Below are 21,692 nucleotides of genomic sequence, written 5' to 3' on the forward strand. Positions count from 1 at the left end.
GAAAGGGGGGGGGGGGGGGGGGGGGGGGGGGGGGGGGGGGGGGGGGGGGGGGGGGGGGGGGGGGGGGGGGGGGGGGGGGGGGGGGGGGCGCCCCCCCCCCCCGCCCCTCCTCCTTTCCGCGGCCCCCCTCCGCGGTCCGCGCTAGCCCTTCAGGGAGCGCAGGTCCTGGGCGTAGGTGCCGACCGCGTGGGCGATGACGTCCACGTTCGTGTCGAAGACCTTCAGGTCCAGGTTCTCCAGGTCGTCGCCCGCGCCGTGGTAGTGGGGGTCGTACGGGGCGCCGGCCGTGCCGCCGTAGCGGGCCGCCTGCTCGGGGGTCTTGATGCCCTCGGCGCCGGTGAACGTGCCGCCGGCGGGGATGCCGTTGGCGATGAACGGGCCGTAGTCGGAGCGGCCGTCGAAGTCGGAGCCCTCGTGCGGCTTGTGCTTCTTGTCGAGGAAGCGGTTGATCAGGCGCTCGATCTGCGCGGAGCCGGCCGGGCCGGCGCCCTCGCCGGTCTTGTCGGAGTCGTCGCCGTCGTACACGAACTGCGCCGGGTTCGGCGAGGCGATCATGTCGAAGTTCAGGTAGAGGGCGATGTCCTTCTTCTGCTTCGCGCTGAGCTTCGAGACGTAGTGCTCCGAGCCGAGCAGGCCCAGCTCCTCGCCGGACCACCAGGCGAAGCGGACCTTGTTCACCGGCTGCGTGCCGGTCTTGCGGGTCTGCTCGGCCAGCTTGAGCGCGACCTCCAGCAGGCCTGCGGAGCCGGAGCCGTTGTCGTTGATGCCCGGGCCCTCCGGCACCGAGTCGAGGTGGCTGCCGACCGCGACCACCCGGTCCGCGCGGCCGCCGCGGGTCTCCGCGATCACGTTCCGGGTCGTGCGCTTGATGTGCTCCTGGTCGAGGGAGAGCTTCACCTTGACCTCGCCGCGGCCGGCCGCCGCGGTCAGCGCCTCCCCGTCGGCGAGGGAGATGCCGGCGCTCGGGATGACCCCCTCGGACGGGTCGCCGAAGGCGCCGCGGACCGGGGTGGTGCCGCTGTGGTTGTAGACGATCAGACCGGCCGCGCCGGCCGCCGCGGCGGCCCGCTGCTTGTCGGCGAAGGTGCAGGCACCGCGCTTGACCAGGGCGATCTTCCCGGTGAAGGCCCCGGCCGGGTAGTCGGCGGCGTCGCAGCCCGGGGTGTCGTCCACGCGGGCGAGGGCGATGGGGGCGGTCAGCCCGGCCTTCGGGGTGGAGGGGGTGAAGGTGAAGGCGGCGGTGGCCAGCTCCCTGGCCTCCGGGGTGAGCACGGAGAGCTTCTCGGTGCGGGTCTGCGCCTCGTAGACGTGGAAGTCCTGGTAGGAGACCTTGTAGCCGGCCTTCTTCAGCTGCGCGTACACGTACGCGGCGGAGGCGTCGTAGCCGGAGGTGCCCGCGGCCCGGTTGCCGCCGTGGGCGTCGGCGATCTTCTGGAGCTGCACGAGGTGGCGGTAGGCGCTCTTCCCCGAGGCCTCCTTCACCAGGGTCCTGGCGAGCTTCTCCGGCTGCTCGTGGGCCACCGCGGGGGTGGCGGTGAGCAGGAGCGGTGTGGCGACGGCGGCGGTGACGAGGGCCGCTATGGTCCGGTTGCGGTGGCGGTGGGCGCGCACGGTGGTCTCTCCCCGAGTTCGTTCTGCGGAATGCGTGTCCGCATAGCGGTCACGACACCCGGACGTTAGTCGCCGGAACCGGCTGAATCCGCCCGGGAAGGCCCCGGCAACACAGAAGCCACACATTTGTCATTCCCCGCCACATTCGGGTGCGGGGATTCCGCCGCCGCAGGGCCGTCCCGCCCTTCGGACAATGGATTGGACAAGCGGCCCGGGGTCGCACGCATGATGGGGCAGGGTTGCCCGAGCTGTACGTACCAGAAGGAGTCACCGTGAGGGTCGGAATCGTCGGAGCCACCGGACAGGTCGGCGGCGTCATGCGCCGCATCCTCGCCGAGCGCAAGTTCCCGGTGGCCGAGCTGCGCCTCTTCGCCTCGGCCCGCTCGGCCGGCTCCACCCTGGAGTGGGAGGGCCGGGAGATCACCATCGAGGACGCGTCCACCGCCGACTACTCCGGCCTGGACATCGTGCTCTTCTCCGCCGGCGGCGCCACCTCCAAGGCCCTCGCCGAGAAGGTCGCCGCCCAGGGCGCCGTCGTGATCGACAACTCCTCCGCCTGGCGCAAGGACCCCGAGGTCCCGCTGGTCGTCTCCGAGGTCAACCCGCACGCGGTCAAGAACCGGCCCAAGGGCATCATCGCGAACCCGAACTGCACCACGATGGCCGCGATGCCGGTGCTGCGCCCCCTCCACGAGGAGGCCGGCCTGACCGCGCTGATCGCCACCACCTACCAGGCCGTGTCCGGCTCCGGCCTGGCCGGCGTCGCCGAGCTGGAGGGCCAGATCAAGGCCGTGGCCCCCGAGGCCGCCGCCCTGACCCACGACGGCGAGGCCGTCGCGTACCCGGAGCCGGGCGTCTACAAGCGCCCCATCGCCTTCAACGTGCTGCCGCTGGCCGGCGCCATCGTGGACGACGGCTCCTTCGAGACCGACGAGGAGCAGAAGCTCCGCAACGAGTCCCGCAAGATCCTCGAAATCCCGGACCTGAAGGTCTCGGGCACCTGCGTGCGCGTCCCGGTCTTCTCGGGCCACTCCCTCCAGGTCAACGCCCGCTTCGCCCGGCCGATCAGCGTGGAGCGCGCGTACGAGCTGCTCAAGGACGCCCCGGGCGTCGAGCTCTCCGAGATCCCGACCCCGCTCCAGGCCGCGGGCAAGGACGCCTCCTTCGTGGGCCGCATCCGCGTGGACGAGACGGTCGAGCACGGCCTCGCGCTGTTCCTGTCCAACGACAACCTCCGCAAGGGCGCCGCGCTGAACGCGGTGCAGATCGCCGAGCTGGTCGCGGACGAGCTGCGCGGCTGACCGGCCCGCACGGCCCGGGGAGGGGCGGCACCGCCACGGTGCCGCCCCTCCTGCGTTCCCCTCCCTCCCTCCGGAGGGCGGCCGCGCAGATCAGCCCCGTTCCGCCCTCGGCGATTACCCCGGGCGGGCGGCCGACCCGGCATGGAAGGATGGCCCGGCAACGTCACCATCGAAGGAGATGAACGCGTGCCTGGCACGAACCTGACCCGTGAAGAGGCTCAGCAGCGCGCAAAGCTGCTCACCGTCGACTCGTACGAGATCGATCTCGATCTGAGCGGGGCCCAGGAGGGGGGCACCTACCGGTCCGTGACCACGGTCCGCTTCGACTCCGCGGAGGCGGACGCCGAGACCTTCATCGACCTGGTCGCGCCCGCCGTCCACGAGGTCGTCCTGAACGGCCGCGCGCTGGACGTCGCGGCCGTGTTCCGCGACTCGCGGATCGCGCTGAAGCACCTCGCGGCCGGGACGAACGAGCTGAAGGTCGTCGCGGACTGCGCGTACACCAACACCGGCGAGGGCCTGCACCGCTTCGTCGACCCCGTGGACGAGCAGGCCTACCTGTACACCCAGTTCGAGGTCCCGGACGCCCGCCGGGTGTTCGCGTCCTTCGAGCAGCCCGACCTGAAGGCGACCTTCCGGTTCACCGTGAAGGCCCCGGAGGGCTGGACGGTCATCTCGAACTCGCCGACCCCCGAGGCCGCGGACGTCAAGGACAACGTCTGGTCCTTCGAGCCCACCCCGCGGATCTCCACCTACGTCACCGCGCTGATCGTCGGCCCGTACCACTCGGTGCACAGCACGTACGAGAAGGACGGCCAGACCGTCCCGCTCGGCATCTACTGCCGTCCCTCGCTGGCGGAGTTCCTGGACGCCGACGCGATCTTCGACGTCACCCGGCAGGGCTTCGACTGGTTCCAGGAGAAGTTCGCCTACGACTACCCGTTCGCGAAGTACGACCAGCTCTTCGTGCCGGAGTTCAACGCGGGCGCGATGGAGAACGCGGGCGCGGTGACCATCCGCGACCAGTACGTGTTCCGCTCGAAGGTGACGGACGCCGCGTACGAGGTCCGGGCGGAGACCATCCTCCACGAGCTGGCCCACATGTGGTTCGGCGACCTGGTGACCATGGAGTGGTGGAACGACCTGTGGCTGAACGAGTCGTTCGCCACCTACACCTCGATCGCCTGCCAGGCCTACGCCCCGGGCTCGAAGTGGCCGCACGCGTGGACCACCTTCGCGAACTCCATGAAGACCTGGGCGTACCGGCAGGACCAGCTGCCCTCCACGCACCCGATCATGGCGGACATCCGCGACCTGGACGACGTGCTCGTCAACTTCGACGGCATCACCTACGCCAAGGGCGCCTCGGTGCTCAAGCAGCTCGTCGCGTACGTCGGCCAGGACGAGTTCTTCAAGGGCGTGCAGGCGTACTTCAAGGCGCACGCCTTCGGGAACACCCGCCTGTCCGACCTGCTCGGCGCGCTGGAGGAGACCTCCGGCCGCGACCTGACCGCCTGGTCGAAGGCCTGGCTGGAGACGGCCGGCATCAACATCCTGCGCCCCGAGATCGCGGTGGACGAGCACGGCACCATCACCTCCTTCCAGGTCCGCCAGGAGGCCCCGGCCCTGCCGGCCGGCGCCAAGGGCGAGCCCGTGCTGCGCCCGCACCGGATCGCGATCGGCTTCTACTCGCTGGACGAGGAGAGCGGCAAGCTGCTGCGCGAGCGCCGGGTCGAGCTGGACATCGCGGCCGCCGAGCTGACCGAGGTGCCGGAGCTGGTGGGCCACCACCGCCCGGACGTGGTCCTGCTCAACGACGACGACCTGTCGTACGCCAAGGTCCGCCTGGACGAGCACTCCCTGGCGCAGGTCACCGCGCACCTGGGCGACTTCGAGGCCTCCCTGCCGCGGGCCCTGTGCTGGGCCTCGGCCTGGGACATGACCCGCGACGGCGAGCTGGCCGCCCGCGACTACCTGTCGCTGGTGCTCTCCGGCATCGCCAAGGAGTCGGACATCGGCGTGGTGCAGTCCCTGCACCGCCAGGTGAAGCTGGCCGTGGACCTGTACGCGGACCCGGCGTGGCGGGAGACCGGGCTGGCCCGGTGGACCGAGGCCACCCTGGAGCACCTGCGGGCGGCGGCCCCGGGCAGCGACCACCAGCTGGCGTGGGCGCGCGCCTTCGCGGCGACCGCGCGCACCGCGGAGCAGCTGGACTTCCTGGCCGCGCTGCTCGACGGCTCCGAGACCGTCGAGGGCCTGGTCGTGGACACGGAGCTGCGCTGGGCCTTCCTGGAGCGGCTGGCGGCCACCGGCCGGGCCGACGAGGCGGAGATCGCGGCCGAGCTGGAGCGGGACAAGACCGCGGCGGGCGAGCGGCACGCGGCGACCGCGCGGGCGGCCCGTCCGACGGCGGAGGCCAAGGCGGCGGCCTGGGCCTCGGTGGTGGAGTCGGACGGCCTGCCGAACGCGGTGCAGGAGGCCGTGATCGGCGGCTTCGTCCAGACGGACCAGCGGGAGCTGCTGGCGCCGTACACGGAGAAGTACTTCGCGGCGGTCAAGGGGGTCTGGGACTCGCGCAGCCACGAGATCGCGCAGCAGATCGCGGTGGGGCTGTACCCGTCCCTCCAGGTCTCGCAGGCCACGCTGGACGCGACGGACGCGTGGCTCGCCTCGGCCTCGCCGAACGCGGCCCTGCGGCGCCTCGTCTCCGAGTCCCGGTCGGGCGTCGAGCGGGCCCTGAAGGCCCAGGCGGCAGACGCGTCCGCCTGACCCGGGGGCTCCGCCCCCGGACCCCCGCGCCTCAACCTCCCCCAGCCCCACCGGGTTGGGGGTACCTCCTGGCGGGGCTTGATTCCACCCGGCAGCGCCGGGAGGGTCCAGCCCCGTCGGGACTGCGGAGCAGCGTGAGGCGCGGGGCCGGGGCGGAGCCGCTACGCGAGGCCGGACGCGACGCCGCGGAGCGCGTGCAGGACGTGCGCGACCGCGGGCGCGGCCTCCGATCCCCGCCGCACCGCCGCGACGACGTGCCGCGTCGGCCGGTCGTGCGGCAGGGGACGGATCACCGCCCCGCCTCCCACCCGCGCCAGGGCCATCCGCGGCACCAGCGCCACCCCCATCCCCGCCCCCACCATGGCGAGGATCGCGGTCCACCCGGCCGCCGCATGCGCCTGCTCCGGTACGAAGCCCGCCGTCTCGCACGCCGCCACCGTGATCTCGGACCAGGGGCCGGAGCCGCCGTGGATCCACGGGTCCGAGGCGAGGTCGGCGAGGCGCAGGGACGCGGCCCCTGCCAACCGGTGGTCCGGCGGCAGGGCCACGTCGAGCGGGTCCTCCAGGAGTTCGATGCGCGTGAAGCGCGGGTCCCGCGCGGTCGGGGCGTGGGCTGCCAGGGAGAGGGCGAGGTCCACCGACCCCGCGGAGAGGAGCTCGTACGCCTGGGCCGCCTCGGCCTCCCGCACCCGGACCTCGATGCCCGGCCGGGTCCGGCGGAGGGCGGCGACCGCGGGGACCACCAGCGCGGGCACGGCGGTGGAGAAGGCCCCGAGCCGGACCTCGCCCACGTCCCCCGCCACGTATCCGGCGAGTTCCGCGTCGGCCGCCTCCAGCCGGGCGAAGACGGCCTCCGCGTGCCTGAGGACGAGGTGGGCGGCGCCGGTGAGGCGGACCCGGCGGCCCTGGGCCTCCAGGAGGGGGACGCCGAGCTGCCGGGCGAGGTTGGTCAGCTGCTGCGAGACGGCCGAGGGCGTCATGTGCAGCGCCTCGGCCGTCGCGGTCACCGTGCCCCGTTCGGCCAGGGTCCGCAGGATCCGCAGTTTCTTGATGTCCCAGTCGGTCGTCCCGGTCATGGGGTGAACCTACCGGCGGGCGGTCTTCTGCCGGCCGGCGCCGAGCGCCACCCCGCCGAGGATCAGGGCCATGCACAGCAGCTGTGCGGGGCCGGTGTGCTCGCCGAGCAGGAGGAAGGAGAGCAGGGCCACGCAGACCGGCTGGAGGTAGTAGACGACTCCGGCGCGGGCGGCGCCGATGAGGGAGACCGCCCGGTTCCAGGCGAAGAAGGCGACGGCCGAGGAGAAGACGCCGACGTACAGCAGCGGGCCGGCGGTGCCGGGGGTGAGGGCGAAGCCGCCCTGGACGGCGGCGGAGACGGCGTACGCCGGGGCCAGCATCAGCGCGCCGAGCGCGAAGGTGGTGAAGAGGAAGGCCAGTCCCCCGAGTTCGGCCGGCTTGCGCTTCAGGAGGGCGCTGTACGAGGCGAAGGAGAGGGCGGCGCCGAACATCCACAGGTCGCCGGCGGCGAAGTCCAGGGTGAGCGAGCCCTTGCCGACGAGCAGCAGCACGCCGAGGGCGGCGATGAGGAGGCCGGAGGTGCGGACGGCGCCGAGGCGTTCGCCGCCGAGCCGGGCGAAGACCGCCATGACGACCGGCGAAGCGGCCATGATCATGCCCATGTTGGCGGCGGAGGTGGTCAGTCCGGCCTGGTGGACGAGGGTGTTGTAGAGGGCGATCCCGAAGAACGAGGCGAGGGAGACGAAGCCGAGGTGGCGGCGGATCAGGGCCCGCTGCCGCCAGGTCTCGCGGAGGGCGAGGGGGGCGACGGCGAGCAGGGCGATGATCCAGCGCCAGAAGACGGCCTGCACGGGCGGGATCGTGTCGGCCATGCCGCGGGTGGCGACGAAGCTGCCGGACCAGACGACCGTGGCGAGGAGCGCGAGGAGCACGCCGAGCCCGGCGGCCTTCCTCGCCGGACCGGTCCCCGGCAGCTGCGGGCGCTGCTGCGCGGGCGGCTGCGGCTGCGACTCCGGCTGCTGCTGGCTGCGCTGCCGGTGCGCATCGGTGCGGACGCGGTCCATGACGGCCACTTCGGTCTCCCCCTCGGGTCCGGGTACGGGTCTGTCGTGCGTGCCCTTACCGTCGCACCAGGCGACCCATCAGGTCCATCGAATCTTTTCGACTGTTCTGTTCAGCAGAACTGAACGTTTTGCGAGGCTGCCGGGGCTCCCGCGGAGCCCTGGCCGGCAGCTGGCCCACCGCGGTGGCCGTGAAGGCGATCGCCATGCCGGCGAGCTGTACGGGGGCCAGCGACTGGCCGAGGGCGGCCCAGCCGATGACGGCGGCGGTGAGCGGGGAGAGCGGGCCGAGCAGGGTGGCCGAGGTGGCGCCGATCCGGCCGATGCCGCGGAACCAGAGCCAGTACGCCACGGCCGTGTTGACCACCGCGAGGTAGCCGTAGCCCAGCAGGGCCGTGCCGTCGACGGCCGGCGGGGCGCCCTCGACGAGTGCGGCCACGGGCACGATCAGCAGGCCGCCCGCGGTCAGCTGCCAGCCGGTCAGGGCGAGCGGACCGGCCCCCTCGGGACGCCCCCAGCGCTTGGTCAGGACGGTGCCGGCGGCCATGGACCCGGAGGAGGCGATGCCGGCGAGCACGCCCGGCAGGTCGAGCCCCGCGCCCGCCCTGAGGACGACCAGGGTGACGCCGAAGGCGCCGGCGAGGGCGGCGAGGAGGGCCCGGCGGGTGGCCCGTTCGCTCAGCAGCAGGGCGGACAGGCCGATCACGACCAGGGGGCCGAAGGCGCCGAGCACGGCCGCGACCCCGCCCGGCAGGCGGTAGGCCGCGAGGAAGAGGAGGGGGAAGAAGGCCCCGATGTTCAGCGCGCCGAGGACGGCGGACTTCCACCACCAGGCGCCCTTGGGAAGGGTCCGGGCCATGGCGAGGACGAGCAGCCCGGCCGGCAGGGCCCGTACGGCGGCGGTGAACAGGGGGCGGTCGGCTGGCAGGAATTCGGTGGTCACCGCGTAGGTCGAGCCCCAGGAGACGGGGGCGAGCGCGGTCAGGGCCACAACGGCCGAGCGGTTCATGGTGGTTGCTCCTCCGAGGGATCCGGACGGCCGGTCCGGACGGCAGATGCGGACGGCAGATGCGTGTGGGCGTGCGGCGCGGGCGGTGCGGCTCGGTGCTCGCGGTGCGGGCGGCGGGTCCGTCAGCAGGCCGCGGGCACCGGACGGGCCGCCTCCCGCGGGTCGGACCCCGCGGCCGGGTCCGGTGCGGCGGGCTCGGCGTGCACGGCCTCGGCCGGGAGGTGGCGCTCCAGCCGGACGAGGGCGAGGGCGGCGCCCAGGGCGGCGACCGCGAGGACGGCCCAGGGCAGCCGGCCGTCGGCCGCGAGCAGGGCGGTGAAGAGGGACGGGGCCAGGGCGGTGGCCAGCGAGTAGGACAGCTGGTACGTGGCCAGGTAGCGGCCGCGTACGGCCTCGGGGGCGGCCGAGACGGACAGGGCCCCGCCGGACGGGCTGTGGACGAGCTCGCCGAGGGTGTAGACGGCCACGATGACGAGCAGGGCCCCGACCAGGACGGCCCCGCCGGGGCGGACGGTGCCGAGCACGATCAGTCCGGCGAACGCGAGGGCGAAGAGCAGGGCGCCGAGGGCGGCGGAGCGGGTGCGGCGGGCCCCGGAGCGGCGGACCCGGGCGGCCACGAGCACGCCGGCCCCCGCGCACAGGATGGTGTTGGCGGTGAAGGCGGCGCCGGTGAGCGAGGCGGGGCCGTGCAGCCAGTCGGCGATGTAGAGCGGGAAGAGGACCGACAGGGCGGCGTAGCCGAGGGCGGTGAGGAAGTTGGCCGCGGTGAGCCCGAGGAAGGGCCGGTCGTGGAGCACCATCCGGTATCCGGCGGCCGGCCGCCGCGCCGGGGCCGCTGCGTCGTCGCGCACCGGGCGGACCCGGCTGACGAGCAGTCCGGCGAGGGCGAAGGCCAGGGCGTTGCCCCAGGCGGTGTAGGTGAAGGCGCCGTTCCCGGCGAGCGCCAGCACGCCGGTGACCAGCAGGGCGCCCGCGCACATGCCCGCGTTCTGGAGGGCCCGGAGGGAGGCCTGGAGCCGGTCCCGGGCGGAGCCGCGGGCCACTTCCCCGATCAGGGACTGCTGCACCACCGGGAAGGACCGGTCGGCGAGGGCGGTGACCAGGGCGACCGCGGCGAAGGCGGGCAGCGAGTCGGCGAACGGGTAGAGGGCGAAGCCGAGCACCCGGACCGCGTACAGGGCGAGGTTGACCGGCTTGGCCCCGAACCGGTCCACGGCCGAGCCGGCCAGCGGCATGAAGGCCAGTCCGGCGAGGCCCGTGGCGGTGAGCACGGCGCCCACGGCGGCGAAGGAGAGCCCGGTGACGTGGTGGAAGAAGACCAGGGTGAAGGGGACGTACATGCCGATGCCGACGGCGCTCACCCCGACCCCGAACAGCATGGACCGCTCCCCCGCGACCCGTCCGCCCCGCACCGGACCGCGCTGTACCGAACCGTTCCGCGCCGATCCGTTCCGCGCCGGAGAACCTGGCCCGCCCATCGTGACACCCCCGTAGTCGCCGAGCCCGATTAGCTCGATGGGAAGTAGCTTACCGCTAAGCTACTTTCACGCAAGCTACTTTCTTGCGGTCGAGTGACGGGCGGGCCGATACTGCGGACATGGACGAACGGGACGCGGTCGACGCGATCGCCGCACAGTGGCATGCGGTACGGCCCGAGCTGGACACGGGCCCCATGGCGGTCTTCGGCCGCATCTACCGGATCGCCCGGAACATGGGCGAGGCGCAGGAGCGGGCGTACGCGCCCTTCGGGATCTCCCGCGGCGAGTTCGACGTCATTGCGACGCTGCGCCGCTCGGGTGAGCCGTACACCCTCTCGCCGCGGCAGCTGTCGGACACGCTCATGCTGACCACCGGCGGGATGACCGGTCGGCTGGACAAGCTGGAGAAGGCGGGGCTGCTGAGCCGGGCCCCCGATCCGAACGACCGGCGGGGCCTTCAGGTCTCCCTCACCGAGCGCGGGTTCGGCCTCGTCGAGGAGGCGGTGGTCGCCGGGCTGGACGTCCAGCGGGCGGCCCTGGAGGCGGCGCTCAGCGCCGAGGAGGCCGAGCAGCTCCGGGACATGCTGCGCCGGCTGATGGCCGCGGTCTGACCTGCGGCGACGCCCGGCACGGGCACGGCCGACACCGGCGCGGCCGGCACGGGCACGGCCGACACGGGCGCGGCCGGCACGGGCACGGCCCGCCGGGGCGCGCCCGGCGCGGGTCCCGCCCGCGGCCTACGGGGCGCCGGCGCGGCCCGTACGGACACACGACAGGGCGCCGGGGGGCCTTGGGGCTCCCCGGCGCCCTGCTCGAAGCCGGTCCGGTGTTACTTGGCCTGCTTGCGCGACTTGTCGCCGACGATCACGAGGCCCGCGATGACCAGGAACAGCACGATCGGCGCGGCCACGTACAGGCCGAGCGTCTCGCCGATGCTCAGGCCCGGGCCGGGGTCGTCGCCGTCGTCGCGGGTGAGCGCGAGGGCGGGAGACGTCATCAGCAGCATCATCAGCGTCGATCCGGCCGTCACGGCGCCGGCGCGCAGGGCGTTCTTCTTGTCCACACGGCAAACGTAGCGAACACCTAATCGGCCCGCGCGCCCGGGGGTGCCGTACGGGGGTCCGCCGCGGTCCGGACCGCCGCCATCAGCGCCTTCAGCCGCTCCGAGGAGGCCAGCCCGGCGAGGGTGACCGGCTGCCCGGAGGCGTCGGCCACGGGCAGCCGCCAGTTCGGGTACTCGTCCCAGGTGCCGGGCAGGTTCTGCGGGCGGCGGTCCCCCACCGCGTCGGGCAGCCAGATCCCCACCAGCCGGGCCGGGGTGCGCAGCAGGAAGCAGTACAGCGCCCGCACCGCGGCCTCCTCGTCCCGCACGTCGAAACCGAGCCCGGCCAGCAGCTCCAGCCACTCGGCGGTGTCGGCCGCGTCGGCCGCCCGCTCCTGCTCCAGCGGACGGCCCAGCAGGCCGAGCCGGTCCCGGAGTTCCACGTGCTCCCCCGTCAGGCGGGCGGCGGTGGGGGGCAGGTCGTGGGTGGTGACGGTGGCGAGGCAGCCGGCCCGCCAGCCCTCCGGCGGCAGCGGCCCGCCGCCGCCGGACCAGTCCCGCTCGAACCAGAGCACCGAGGTGCCGAGCACCCCGCGCCGGGCCAGCGTCTCGCGCACCCCCGGCTCCACCGTGCCCAGGTCCTCGCCGATGACCGCGGCCCCGGCCCGGTGGGCCTCCAGGACGAGGATCGCGAGCATGGCCTCGGCGTCGTACGCGACGTACGTGCCCTCCGTCGGCGGGGCGCCCGCGGGGATCCACCACAGCCGGAACAGTCCCATCACGTGGTCGATGCGCAGGGCGCCGGCGTGCTCCAGCAGGCCGCGGAGCAGGGCCCGGTAGGGGGCGTGGCCGGAGGCCGCGAGCGCGTCCGGGCGCCAGGGCGGCAGTCCCCAGTCCTGGCCGCGGGAGTTGAAGGCGTCCGGCGGGGCGCCGACCGACATCTCCGCGGCGTACGCCCCGGGTTCGGCCCGTACGTCGGCGCCGTCGGGGTGCACTCCGACGGCCAGGTCGTGGACCAGGCCCAGCGCCATCCCGGCCGCGCGGGCGGCCTGCTGGGCGGCGGCGAGTTGGGTGTGGGTGAGCCACACCAGCCAGCGGTGGAAGTCCCGGCCCTGCGGGCCGTCCCCGGCGGCGCGGGCGCACCAGGCGGCGTGCGCGTCCAGGGCGGGGCCCTGGGCGGTGCGGAACTCCCGGTAGGCGCGCTCGCGTTCGGGGCTGCGCGGGACCGCATAGAGGAGTTCCAGGGCGGCCCGCTTGAGGGCCCAGACGGCGTCCCGGTCGATCAGCGCCCCCTTCTCCAGCACCTCCCGGCGCAGGGTCCCGCCGGCGGCGGCGAGCCGGGCCAGCGTCTCCTGGTGGGCGCACCGGGCGTATTCGGGCAGGTCCTCGACGCGCAGGTGCACGGGGTCCGGGTAGCGGCGCGACGAGGGCCGGTACGGGGAGGGGTCGGTGGGGTTGCCGGGCACCGCCGCGTGCAGCGGGTTGACCTGGACGAAGCCGGCCCCGTGGGCGCGGGCGGCCCAGCCGGCGAGCTCGGCGAGGTCCCCGAGGTCGCCCATGCCCCAGGAGCGGTCGGTGAGCAGGGAGTACAGCTGGACGAGGAAGCCGTGCTGGCGTCCCGGGGGTTCGGGGGCGCGTCCGGGGGCGGCCACGAGGGTGGCGGCGGCCTCGCGGCCGTCGGGGGTGCGGGCGGTCAGCCGGTGCACCCCGTACGGCAGCCCGTCCGGACCGTCCGGCCACGGGATCTCGCCGCCGTCTTCGAGGCGGACCCGCAGTGCGGTGCCGGGCGGCAGCAGGTCCAGTGCTGCGGGGGCCGCCTCGCCCGCCCAGTGGACGAGGGTCGGGGGCAGCAGACGCGGGGCCTCGGCGGCGGCGAGGGCCGCGGCCAGGTCCGCCGGGGTCGAGGCTTCGACCCCGAGGGCGGCGAGCACCGCGAGGACGGTCCGCTCGGGGACCGGGACCGTCAGGTCCTGCGAGGGCGAGTACGAGGTGGCCACCCCGTGCATCGCGGCGAGCCGGGCCAGGGTCATCGGCACCTCGTGTGTCGTCTAGTGACCGTACGAGCCGCCGAGGATGGCGGGCTCGCTGGTGAGCGGGGGTTCATCGCCCAGCGGCGGCTCGCTGATCAACGGGACGCCGTCGAGCGGGGGTTCACTCGTGAGCCGCGTCTGGCGCGGCAGCCGGACGGCCGAGGGACCGGCCGGGGCGGGTATCGGGGGCACTCCGGACGCGTGCCGGGGTGCGCGACGCTCGGCGGCGGTCATGGATCGTCTCCTTCGCACGGCCGGGGCGGCGGACGGGCCGCCCCGGCAGAAAGACGGGCATCGCAGGATTACCCCAACGGCCCTTGAGCATTCCCAGGGTGGCCCGAAACCCGGGTCATAGCGGTCACAACGGCCCCGTGCATTGACACTTCAGCCGTACGGGTGGTCAGCTCGGGCTGATTCGAACGAGCGGGGGATCACTCGAGCGAGGAGGCTTCGTGCAGTTCAGGGGCAGGAAGCGGGTGGCCGCCACGGCGGTCGCCGTCATGGGCGGCCTCCTCGCCGGAGGCCTCACCGCGGCCGACACCCTCGCGGCCCCGGCTCCGCACCCGGCGCCGACGGACGGCCGGACCGCCGCTCCCGGCGGGCAGCCCGCAGCGGCCGCCCCGGGCGCAGCCGGACCCTCCCCCGCCGCACGGACGGCCCCCGGACGGACCGCGGACCTCCCCTCCGTCCGGCCCCGCCCGCAGTCGCTCACCGCCCGCGGGACGCCCGTACGCCTCGGGGGCGAGGCCGTGCTCGTCGCCCCCGACGGGACCGATCCGTACGCCCTGGACGTGCTGCGCGGCCTCCTGCGCTCCGCGGGGGTGCGGACCCTGCGCGAGTGGCCGGCCTCGGCGGAGCCGCCCGCAGCGGCCGTGGTGGTGCGGGCCCAGGGGGCGGACGCCGAGGAGGCGTTGCGTGCGCTCGGCGCCGACGGGGCCGGGGACCTGCCTGCCGGCGGCTACCGGATCGCGGTCGGCCGGCACGCCGGCCGGGACACCGTGGCCCTCGCCGGCACCGGCCCGGACGGGCTCTTCCACGCCGCGCAGACCCTGCGCCAGCTGGTGCGCGGCCCCCAGGTGCCCGCGGTCCTGGTGCGGGACTGGCCGTCGGCGGCCGTGCGCGGCACCGCCGAGGGGTTCTACGGGCAGCCCTGGAGCCACGCGCAGCGGCTGGCGCACCTGGACTTCATGGCCCGCACCAAGCAGAACCGCTATCTGTACGCCCCCGGTGACGACCCGTTCCGCACCTCCCGCTGGCGCGAGGAGTACCCCGAGGAGCAGCAGGCGGAGTTCCGGGCGCTGGCGCGGCGGGCCCGGGCCGGGCACGTGACCCTGGGCTGGGCGGTGGCCCCCGGGCAGACCATGTGCCTGTCCTCCACCTCGGACCGGGAGGCCCTGCTGCGCAAGGTGGACGCGATGGCCGCCCTGGGCTTCGGCGCGTTCCAGCTCCAGTTCCAGGACGTGAGCTACACCGAGTGGGGCTGCCGGGCCGACCGGCAGCGGTACGGGCGCGGACCCGAGGCGGCCGCCCGGGCGCACGCCGAGCTCGCGGGCGAGCTGGCGGCCCATCTGGCCCGCCGGCACCCGCGGGCGGCCCCGCTGTCGGTGGTGCCGACGGAGTACTACCAGGACGGGGCCACTCCGTACCGGACCGCGCTCGCGGGCCGTCTGGACCCGCGGGTGCAGGTGGCGTGGACGGGGGTCGGGGTGGTGCCGCGCACCATCACGGGCCGGGAACTGGCCGGGGCCCGGCAGGTGTTCCGGCACCCCCTGGTCACCATGGACAACTATCCGGTCAACGACTACGTGCAGGGACGGCTGTTCCTGGGCCCGTACACCGGCCGGGAGCCGGCCGTGGCCAACGGCTCGGCGGAGCTACTGGCCAATGCGATGCCGCAGGCCGCGGCCTCCCGCATCCCGCTGTTCACGGCGGCGGACTTCGCGTGGAACGCCCGCAGCTACCGCGCGGACGCCTCCTGGCAGGCCGCGCTGGACGACCTCGCCGCCGGGGACGCGCGGGCCCGGCAGGCGCTGGCCGCGCTCGCCGGCAACACGTCCTCCTCGGTGCTGGACCGCACCGAGTCGGCGTACCTGCGGCCGCTGCTGGCCGAGTTCTGGCAGGCCCGCGCGGGTGCCGGCCGGGCGGCGCAGGACCGGGCCGGGGACCGGCTGCGGGCGGCGTTCACGGTGATGCGGGAGGCGCGGGCCCGGCTGGGCGGGACGGCGGACGGCACCCTGACCGGGGAGGCCGGGGCGTGGATCGACCAGCTGGCCCGGTACGGGACGGCCGGGGAGCTGGCCGTGGACCTGCTGCGGGCGCAGGCGCGGGGGGACGGGGCGGCGGCCTGGCGGGCCCGGCTGGCGCTGCGGACCGCCATGGAAGACGTGTCGGCGGCGGGCTCGGGGGCGGTGGTCGGCGAGGGGGTGCTCGGCGCGTTCCTGGCGAAGGCGGTGGCCGAGGCGGACGCGTGGACGGGCGCGAGCCGGAAGGTGCCGGGGGCCTCGGTGGCCCGCGCCCCGGGCTCGTACACGGTGCGGCTGGACCGGCCGCGCCCGGTGGAGGCCGTCACGGTGATGACGGACCCGGCGGCCGGCGGGCGCGGTGCGGTGGTCGAGGCGCACGTGCCGGGCGGGGGCTGGCGCCGGCTCGGGGAGGCCTCGCCGAGCGGCTGGACCCAGGCCCCGGCGAAGGGGCTGCGGGCGGACGCGGTCCGGCTCCAGTGGGCCGGGGACGGGCCGGGCGTGCACCGGGTGGTGCCGTGGTTCGCGGACGAGCCCTCGGCCCGTTTCGAGCTGGGCGGCGGCGGCCGTACGGATGCGGAGATCGGCGGCGGCGCCCAGCGGGTGGCCGCCGAGCTTTCGGGGGTGCGGCCGGGTGCGGTCAAGGGCGCACTGACGGCGAAGGCCCCGCACGGCATCGAGGTGAAGGTGCCGGCGCAGACCACGGTGCCGCGCGGGGCGCAGGTGTCGGTGCCGGTCGAGGTGACCGTGCCGGCAGGCACCCCGGCGGGCGTGTACGAGGTGCCGGTGTCCTTCGGCGGGGAGTCCCGGACGCTGACGGTGCGGGCGTTCCCGCGCACCGGCGGCCCGGATCTGGCGCGCGGGGCGGCCGCGCTGTCCTCGGGGGACGAGACGGCGGACTTCCCGGCCGCGGCCGCGGTGGACGGGGACCCGGCGACCCGCTGGTCCTCGCCCGCGCAGGACGGGGCCTGGTGGCGGCTGGAGCTGCCCGCGCCGGTGCGGCTGGGGCAGCTGGTGCTGTCCTGGCAGGACGCGTACCCCTCGGCGTACCGCATCGAGACCTCGGCGGACGGGGTGTCCTGGCGGACGGCGGCCGCCGTGACGGGGGCGCGCGGCGGCCGGGAGACGGTGCGGATGGACGAGCCGGGGGTGCGGTTCGTACGGGTGACCGGCGAGGCGCGGGCGACGGCGTACGGGATCAGCCTGTGGTCGGTGGAGGCGTACGCGGTCGTGCCCCAGGGGCCGGCGGCGGGCGCTCCGAAGCCCCGCCCCGGGAACGGGGCGGGGTACGAGAAGGGCCCGGTCTCAGGCTGAAACGCCGTCGATCCGGGCCATTGCGTCCGCGGCTCCGTACGGTTGCAGGTACGGCATCCAGCGCGGGTCCCGATGACCCGTGCCGATGATCCGCCAGGCCAGTCCGGAGGGCGGGGCCGGCGGCTGGTGCAGCCGCCAGCCGAGGTCGACCAGGTGCCGGTCGGCCTTGACGTGGTTGCAGCGCCGGCAGGCGGCGACCACGTTGTCCCAGACGTGCTGGCCCCCGCGGCTGCGCGGGATGACGTGGTCCACGCTGGTGGCGACGCCGCCGCAGTACATGCAGCGGCCTCCGTCGCGGGCGAACAGGGCGCGGCGGGTGAGCGGAACGGGCCCCCGGTAGGGGACCCGCACGAAACGCTTGAGCCGTACCACGCTGGGCGCGGGGACGGCTCTGGTCGCGCTGTGCATGTAGGCGCCGGATTCCTCCAGGGAGATGGCCTTGTTCTCCAGGACGAGGACGAGCGCGCGGCGGAGCGGTACGACGCCGAGGGGCTCGTACGACGCGTTGAGGACCAGGACGTGCGGCACGGGTGCCTCCTTGTACGCCGGCGGCGCGTGGCTCGCGCCGGGACGATCTGCTCTCAGTCTCTCCTCACTGCTGGTCAAAGCGCCACCACGCGCCTGTAACGGGTCGGAGGTGTTTTCAACCACACGGCCGCGGTTCCCTGGTGAGCCTGGTCTCTCCCCCTTGCACGGCCACCGGGTCCGGGGGTATGCCCCGTTAGTGTGGTTGGCCTGCCCGCAACACCCCTTCCGGCGGGCAGACCGTTACACCTGGAGGTTCTGTCGTGTCCTGGCCCGCACCCTTGTCGGCCCTGGCTGCCACCACTCCCGAAGCGCCGAACACCCTCGAAGAGGCCCACGAGAGCGCCACCAACGCGGCGAGCTTCGTCGAGGAGAACTGGGCCAGCTGGCTGAACGTGGGACTGAAGATCCTGCTGATCCTGGTGATCGCGGCGGTCCTGCGCTCGGTGGTCCGCAAGGGCATCACCAAGCTGATAAGCCGGATGAACCGCAGTGCCGAGGCCGTGGAGGGCACGGCGCTGGGCGGGCTGCTGGTGAACGCCGAGCGGCGGCGGCAGCGCTCGGAGGCGATCGGCTCGGTGCTGCGTTCGGTGGCCTCGTTCGTCATCCTCGGCACGGCCGGGCTGATGGTGCTGGGCGCGCTGCAGATCAACCTCGGTCCGCTGCTGGCGAGTGCCGGTGTGGCCGGTGTGGCCATCGGTTTCGGTGCGCGGAACCTGGTGACGGACTTCCTGTCCGGCGTGTTCATGATCCTGGAGGACCAGTACGGGGTCGGGGACAAGGTCGATGCCGGAGTGGCCTCGGGCGAGGTCATCGAGGTCGGCCTGCGGGTGACCAAGCTGCGCGGTGACAACGGCGAGATCTGGTACGTGCGCAACGGCGAGGTGAAGCGGATCGGGAACCTCAGCCAGGGCTGGGCGACCGCCGGGGTGGACGTGCAGGTCAAGCCCACCGAGGACCTGGAGCGGGTGCGCACGGTGATCCAGGAGGTGGCCGAGGGCATGGCCAAGGAGTCCCCGTGGGACGAGCGGCTGTGGGGTCCGGTGGAGGTGCTGGGGCTGGACGAGGTGCTGCTCGCCTCGATGACGGTGAAGGTGTCGGCGAAGACGGTGCCGGGGCAGCAGTTCTCGGTGGAGCGCGAGCTGCGCTGGCGGATCAAGCTGGCCTTCGACGCGGCCGGCATCCGTCTGGTCGGCGGGCTGCCGCCGGCCGAGGACGAGGGCCCGGCCGCCCCGGACCCGGCGGCCTCGGTGGCCCCGCCGTCGGCGCTGGCCAACCCGTCCTCCCCGCAGTCGCTGGCCGCGACGCCGATACCGGCTCCGGCCGCTCCGGTGCGGATGACGAAGTAGCCGAAGCGCAGGAAGCAGAAGAAGCAGGCGGGGCACACCCCCGCAATCGGGGTGAACCGCCCGCGCGGCTGCCCCTTCGGCGCCCCCGCTCCGGCCCTTTCGGTCAGAGCGGGGGCGCTTCCCATTGACACGGCTCTGACCTGGGTCATAGCGTGCCCACGCGAATAGGAAACCTTCCTAACAGTCATCGGAAGGCGGTCGGAGAGATGGCAGGAACCACCCCGGGGACCCCGCGCGTCCTGCGCGCGATGAACGACCGTGCCGCGCTGGACCTGCTCCTCGCCCACGGCCCCCTGTCCCGCACCCGGATCGGGCGCCTGACCGGGCTGTCCAAGCCGACCGCCTCCCAGCTGCTGGCCCGCCTGGAGGCCGCCGGGCTGGTGGTGGCCACCGGCACCGCGGGCGGCCGCCCCGGGCCCAGCGCCCAGCTGTACTCCCTCAACGCCGAGGCCGCACACGTGGCCGGGCTGGACGTCACCCCCGAGCGGATCCGGGCCGCCGTCGCCGACCTCGCGGGCACCGTGACCGGGAGCTTCGAGGTGCCGCTGCGCGGCTCCGGGCGGCCGGGGGCGGTGGCCCAGGTCACCGAGGCCCTGGACGGCGCCGCCAAGGCGGCCGGGCTGCACCGGACCGCCCTGCACCGGGTGGTCATCGGCACCCCCGGCGCCTTCGACCCGCACACCGGCCGGCTGCGCTACGCCAGCCACCTGCCCGGCTGGCACTCCCCCACCCTGCTCGACGAACTGGCCGCCGTGCTGCCCATGCCCGTCGAGTACGAGAACGACGTCAACCTCGTCGCGGTGGCCGAGCAGCGGCTCGGGGCCGCCCGCGGCCACGAGGACTTCGTCCTGCTGTGGAACGAGGACGGCATCGGAGCCGCCCTGGTCCTCGGCGGCCGGCTGCACCGCGGCTGGACCGGCGGCGCCGGCGAGGTCGGCTTCATGCCGGTGCCCGGCACCCCGCTGGTCCGCGGGGTCACCCGGGCCAACACCGGCGGCTACCAGGAGCTGGCCGGCCACCAGACGGTGCCGCGGCTCGCCCGGGAACTGGGCATCGAGGTGCCCCCGCCGCCCGCCGGCTCCCCGTACGAGCCGCAGGTGGCCGCGGCCATCGCCCTGCTGGAGCGGGCGGCGGCCGATCCGGAGGGCCCGGGCGGGCGGCTGCTGGCCGTCTTCGCCACCGGCCTCGCCACCGGCCTGGCCTCGATGGTCGCCGTCCTCGACCCGGAGGTCGTGGTGCTCTCGGGCGCCGTGATCGGCGCGGGCGGCGCCCCGCTGCGCGCCCTGATCGAGGCCGAACTCGCCGAACTCGCCCCCTCCCGGCCCCGGCTGGCCGCCGGGGAGGTCCGGGAGGAGCCGGTGCTGCGGGGGGCGCTGGAAGCCGCCCTGGCCGCCACCCGGGACGAGGTCTTCGACACCTCCCGCTTCGACACAGCCCGCTGAGCCCCGGCGGGCCCCGCTCCCGCCCCCCGCTCCCCACCTTTCCCGCTCACCCTCCCCCTGCCTGAGGAGAGACCCCGCATGCCCGTACGCCCCCGCGCCGCCGCCGTCGTGGCCGTCGCCGCCATATCCCTGCTGGCCACCGCCTGTACCGGCCAGAGCGGCGGCCGGGCCGACGACGACCCCCGCGCACAGGTCACCCTCGACTTCTGGCACGGCTGGTCCGCGCCCGCCGAGGTCAAGGCCATCCGGGACAACATCGCCCGGTTCGAGAAGGCCCACCCGAACATCAAGGTGCGCCTCACCGGCAACATGACCGACGACAAGGTCAACCAGGCCCTGCGCGCGGGCGGGGACAAGGCCCCCGACGTCGTCTCCTCGTTCAGCACCGACAGCGTGGGCAAGTTCTGCAACTCGGGCGCGTTCGCCGACCTCACGCCCTTCCTCGCCAAGTCCTCCGTGGACAAGGCGAAGGTGTTCCCCAAGCCCCTGCTGGAGTACACGCAGTTCGAGGGCAACCAGTGCACCCTGCCGCTGCTCGGCGACGCGTACGGACTCGTCTACAACAAGGACGCCTTCGAGGCCGCGGGCATCAAGGAGGCGCCGAAGACCTGGAGCGAGTTCGCGAAGGTCGCGCAGAAGCTGACCCGGCCGAAGGGCGACTCGTACGAGCGGGTCGGACTGATGCCCACCTTCCACGGCTACGAGACCACGCCGATGCGCCTGGCCGCGCAGTGGAGCCCGGCCTACTTCACGGCGGACGGCAAGTCGAACCTGGCCGGGGACCCGGGGTTCGCCGCCATGCTCGACTACCAGAAGGACCTCGTCGCCAAGCTGGGCGGCTACGAGAAGCTGGAGCGGTTCCGGGCCGGGTTCGGCGACGAGTGGGGCGCCGAACACCCCTTCCACACCGGCAAGGTCGTCATGCAGATCGACGGCGAGTGGCGGCCCGCCATGGCGAAGGCCGCGAAGGTCCCCTTCGAGATCGGCACCGCCCCGATGCCCGTGCCCGACGACCGGGTCGCCGACTACGGCAAGGGCTACCTGGCGGGCACGGTCATCGGCATCGCCTCCGGCAGCCGCAAGCAGAACGCCGCCTGGGAGCTGGTGAAGTACCTGACCACCGACACGGACGCGGTCGTGGACTTCGCCAACGCCATCCACAACGTGCCCTCGACCTTCGCCGCGCTGGCCTCCCCGCGCCTGCAGGCCGGCCCGGAGTTCAAGACCTTCATCGACATCGCGCGCAACGAGAAGTCCACCACCACCCCGGCCCAGGCGGACGGCGGCACCTACCAGCTGACCTTCCAGGACTTCGCCTACCGGTACGAGAAGGGCGCGGTGGCCGACGTGAAGGCCGGGCTCGCCGCCACCGACCGGCAGATCGACACGGACATCGCGAAGGCGAAGTAGCCGACGATGACCACCGGCACCCTGCCCCCGACACCGGCCCCGGCCCGCTCCGCCCCGGCCGGGCCCGCCCCGACCCGGCGCCCCCGCGGCGCGA

General features: G+C 74.5%; 16 protein-coding genes. 7 read left to right on the forward strand and 9 right to left on the reverse strand.

Annotated features, from left to right (window positions below):
• Positions 1-141: 141 nt before the first annotated feature.
• On the reverse strand, positions 142-1,611 hold the full coding sequence (locus tag ACZ407_RS03860) for a M28 family metallopeptidase (protein ID WP_468125221.1): 1,470 nt from the start codon (positions 1,609-1,611) through the stop codon (positions 142-144).
• A gap of 272 nt (positions 1,612-1,883) precedes the next feature.
• Here ACZ407_RS03860 and ACZ407_RS03865 point away from each other — a divergent pair, with 272 nt between their 5' ends.
• Positions 1,884-2,912 (forward strand): aspartate-semialdehyde dehydrogenase, encoded by a 1,029-nt coding sequence (locus tag ACZ407_RS03865; protein WP_468125222.1) that lies wholly within the window; start codon positions 1,884-1,886, stop codon positions 2,910-2,912.
• A gap of 186 nt (positions 2,913-3,098) precedes the next feature.
• Entirely contained in the window at positions 3,099-5,681 is a 2,583-nt protein-coding gene (gene pepN / locus ACZ407_RS03870; protein ID WP_468125224.1) for an aminopeptidase N, read from the forward strand.
• Positions 5,682-5,842: 161 nt separating this feature from the next.
• Here the strand turns inward: pepN and ACZ407_RS03875 are convergent, their stop codons facing one another.
• The 4 genes from ACZ407_RS03875 to ACZ407_RS03890 all read right to left on the reverse strand — a co-directional run bounded on the left by ACZ407_RS03875 (position 5,843) and on the right by ACZ407_RS03890 (position 10,147).
• On the reverse strand, positions 5,843-6,757 hold the full coding sequence (locus tag ACZ407_RS03875; RefSeq protein ID WP_468125226.1) for a LysR family transcriptional regulator: 915 nt from the start codon (positions 6,755-6,757) through the stop codon (positions 5,843-5,845).
• 9 nt (positions 6,758-6,766) lie between these two features.
• On the reverse strand, positions 6,767-7,771 hold the full coding sequence (locus ACZ407_RS03880) for a DMT family transporter (protein WP_468125227.1): 1,005 nt from the start codon (positions 7,769-7,771) through the stop codon (positions 6,767-6,769).
• A 46-nt stretch (positions 7,772-7,817) separates the two neighbouring features.
• A complete protein-coding gene (locus ACZ407_RS03885; RefSeq protein ID WP_468125229.1) occupies positions 7,818-8,768 on the reverse strand; it encodes an EamA family transporter in 951 nt (316 codons plus the stop codon).
• A gap of 122 nt (positions 8,769-8,890) precedes the next feature.
• Complete coding sequence (locus ACZ407_RS03890) at positions 8,891-10,147, reverse strand: MFS transporter (protein ID WP_468125231.1); 1,257 nt, start codon at positions 10,145-10,147, stop codon at positions 8,891-8,893.
• Positions 10,148-10,365: 218 nt separating this feature from the next.
• Between ACZ407_RS03890 and ACZ407_RS03895 the strand changes: the two genes are divergently transcribed.
• Positions 10,366-10,857 carry a MarR family winged helix-turn-helix transcriptional regulator gene (locus ACZ407_RS03895; RefSeq protein ID WP_468125233.1) on the forward strand — a complete coding sequence of 164 codons (492 nt, stop codon included), beginning with the start codon at positions 10,366-10,368 and terminating at the stop codon, positions 10,855-10,857.
• 218 nt (positions 10,858-11,075) lie between these two features.
• On the opposite strand, the gene ACZ407_RS03900 is transcribed toward ACZ407_RS03895, so the two are convergent.
• From ACZ407_RS03900 to ACZ407_RS03910, 3 genes are read right to left on the reverse strand one after another with little or no spacing between them, the layout of a single operon-like run.
• Positions 11,076-11,309, reverse strand: a complete 234-nt coding sequence (locus ACZ407_RS03900) for a hypothetical protein (protein WP_468125234.1) — start codon at positions 11,307-11,309, stop codon at positions 11,076-11,078.
• A gap of 20 nt (positions 11,310-11,329) precedes the next feature.
• Positions 11,330-13,318: a 4-alpha-glucanotransferase gene (locus tag ACZ407_RS03905; protein ID WP_468125476.1), complete on the reverse strand. Its 1,989-nt coding sequence runs from the start codon at positions 13,316-13,318 to the stop codon at positions 11,330-11,332.
• An 18-nt stretch (positions 13,319-13,336) separates the two neighbouring features.
• The gene (locus tag ACZ407_RS03910) at positions 13,337-13,552 is read right to left on the reverse strand and encodes a hypothetical protein (protein ID WP_468125236.1); all 216 of its coding nucleotides are present in this window, start codon (positions 13,550-13,552) and stop codon (positions 13,337-13,339) included.
• 218 nt (positions 13,553-13,770) lie between these two features.
• On the opposite strand from ACZ407_RS03910, the gene ACZ407_RS03915 reads away from it, so the two are divergent.
• A complete protein-coding gene (locus ACZ407_RS03915; RefSeq protein WP_468125238.1) occupies positions 13,771-16,872 on the forward strand; it encodes a beta-N-acetylglucosaminidase domain-containing protein in 3,102 nt (1,033 codons plus the stop codon).
• Here the strand turns inward: ACZ407_RS03915 and ACZ407_RS03920 are convergent.
• Positions 16,864-17,400, reverse strand: coding sequence for an HNH endonuclease (locus tag ACZ407_RS03920; RefSeq protein WP_468125239.1), 537 nt, complete (start codon positions 17,398-17,400; stop codon positions 16,864-16,866). The genes ACZ407_RS03915 and ACZ407_RS03920 overlap by 9 nt on opposite strands.
• A 260-nt stretch (positions 17,401-17,660) precedes the next feature.
• Here ACZ407_RS03920 and ACZ407_RS03925 point away from each other — a divergent pair, with 260 nt between their 5' ends.
• The 3 genes from ACZ407_RS03925 to ACZ407_RS03935 all read left to right on the forward strand — a co-directional run bounded on the left by ACZ407_RS03925 (position 17,661) and on the right by ACZ407_RS03935 (position 21,598).
• Complete coding sequence (locus tag ACZ407_RS03925; RefSeq protein ID WP_468125240.1) at positions 17,661-18,746, forward strand: mechanosensitive ion channel family protein; 1,086 nt, start codon at positions 17,661-17,663, stop codon at positions 18,744-18,746.
• 206 nt (positions 18,747-18,952) lie between these two features.
• Positions 18,953-20,188 carry an ROK family transcriptional regulator gene (locus ACZ407_RS03930; protein ID WP_468125241.1) on the forward strand — a complete coding sequence of 412 codons (1,236 nt, stop codon included), beginning with the start codon at positions 18,953-18,955 and terminating at the stop codon, positions 20,186-20,188.
• A 78-nt stretch (positions 20,189-20,266) separates the two neighbouring features.
• Complete coding sequence (locus tag ACZ407_RS03935; protein ID WP_468125242.1) at positions 20,267-21,598, forward strand: extracellular solute-binding protein; 1,332 nt, start codon at positions 20,267-20,269, stop codon at positions 21,596-21,598.
• Positions 21,599-21,692 lie beyond the last annotated feature (94 nt).

This window comes from Streptomyces sp. NPDC030809, assembly GCF_055572195.1.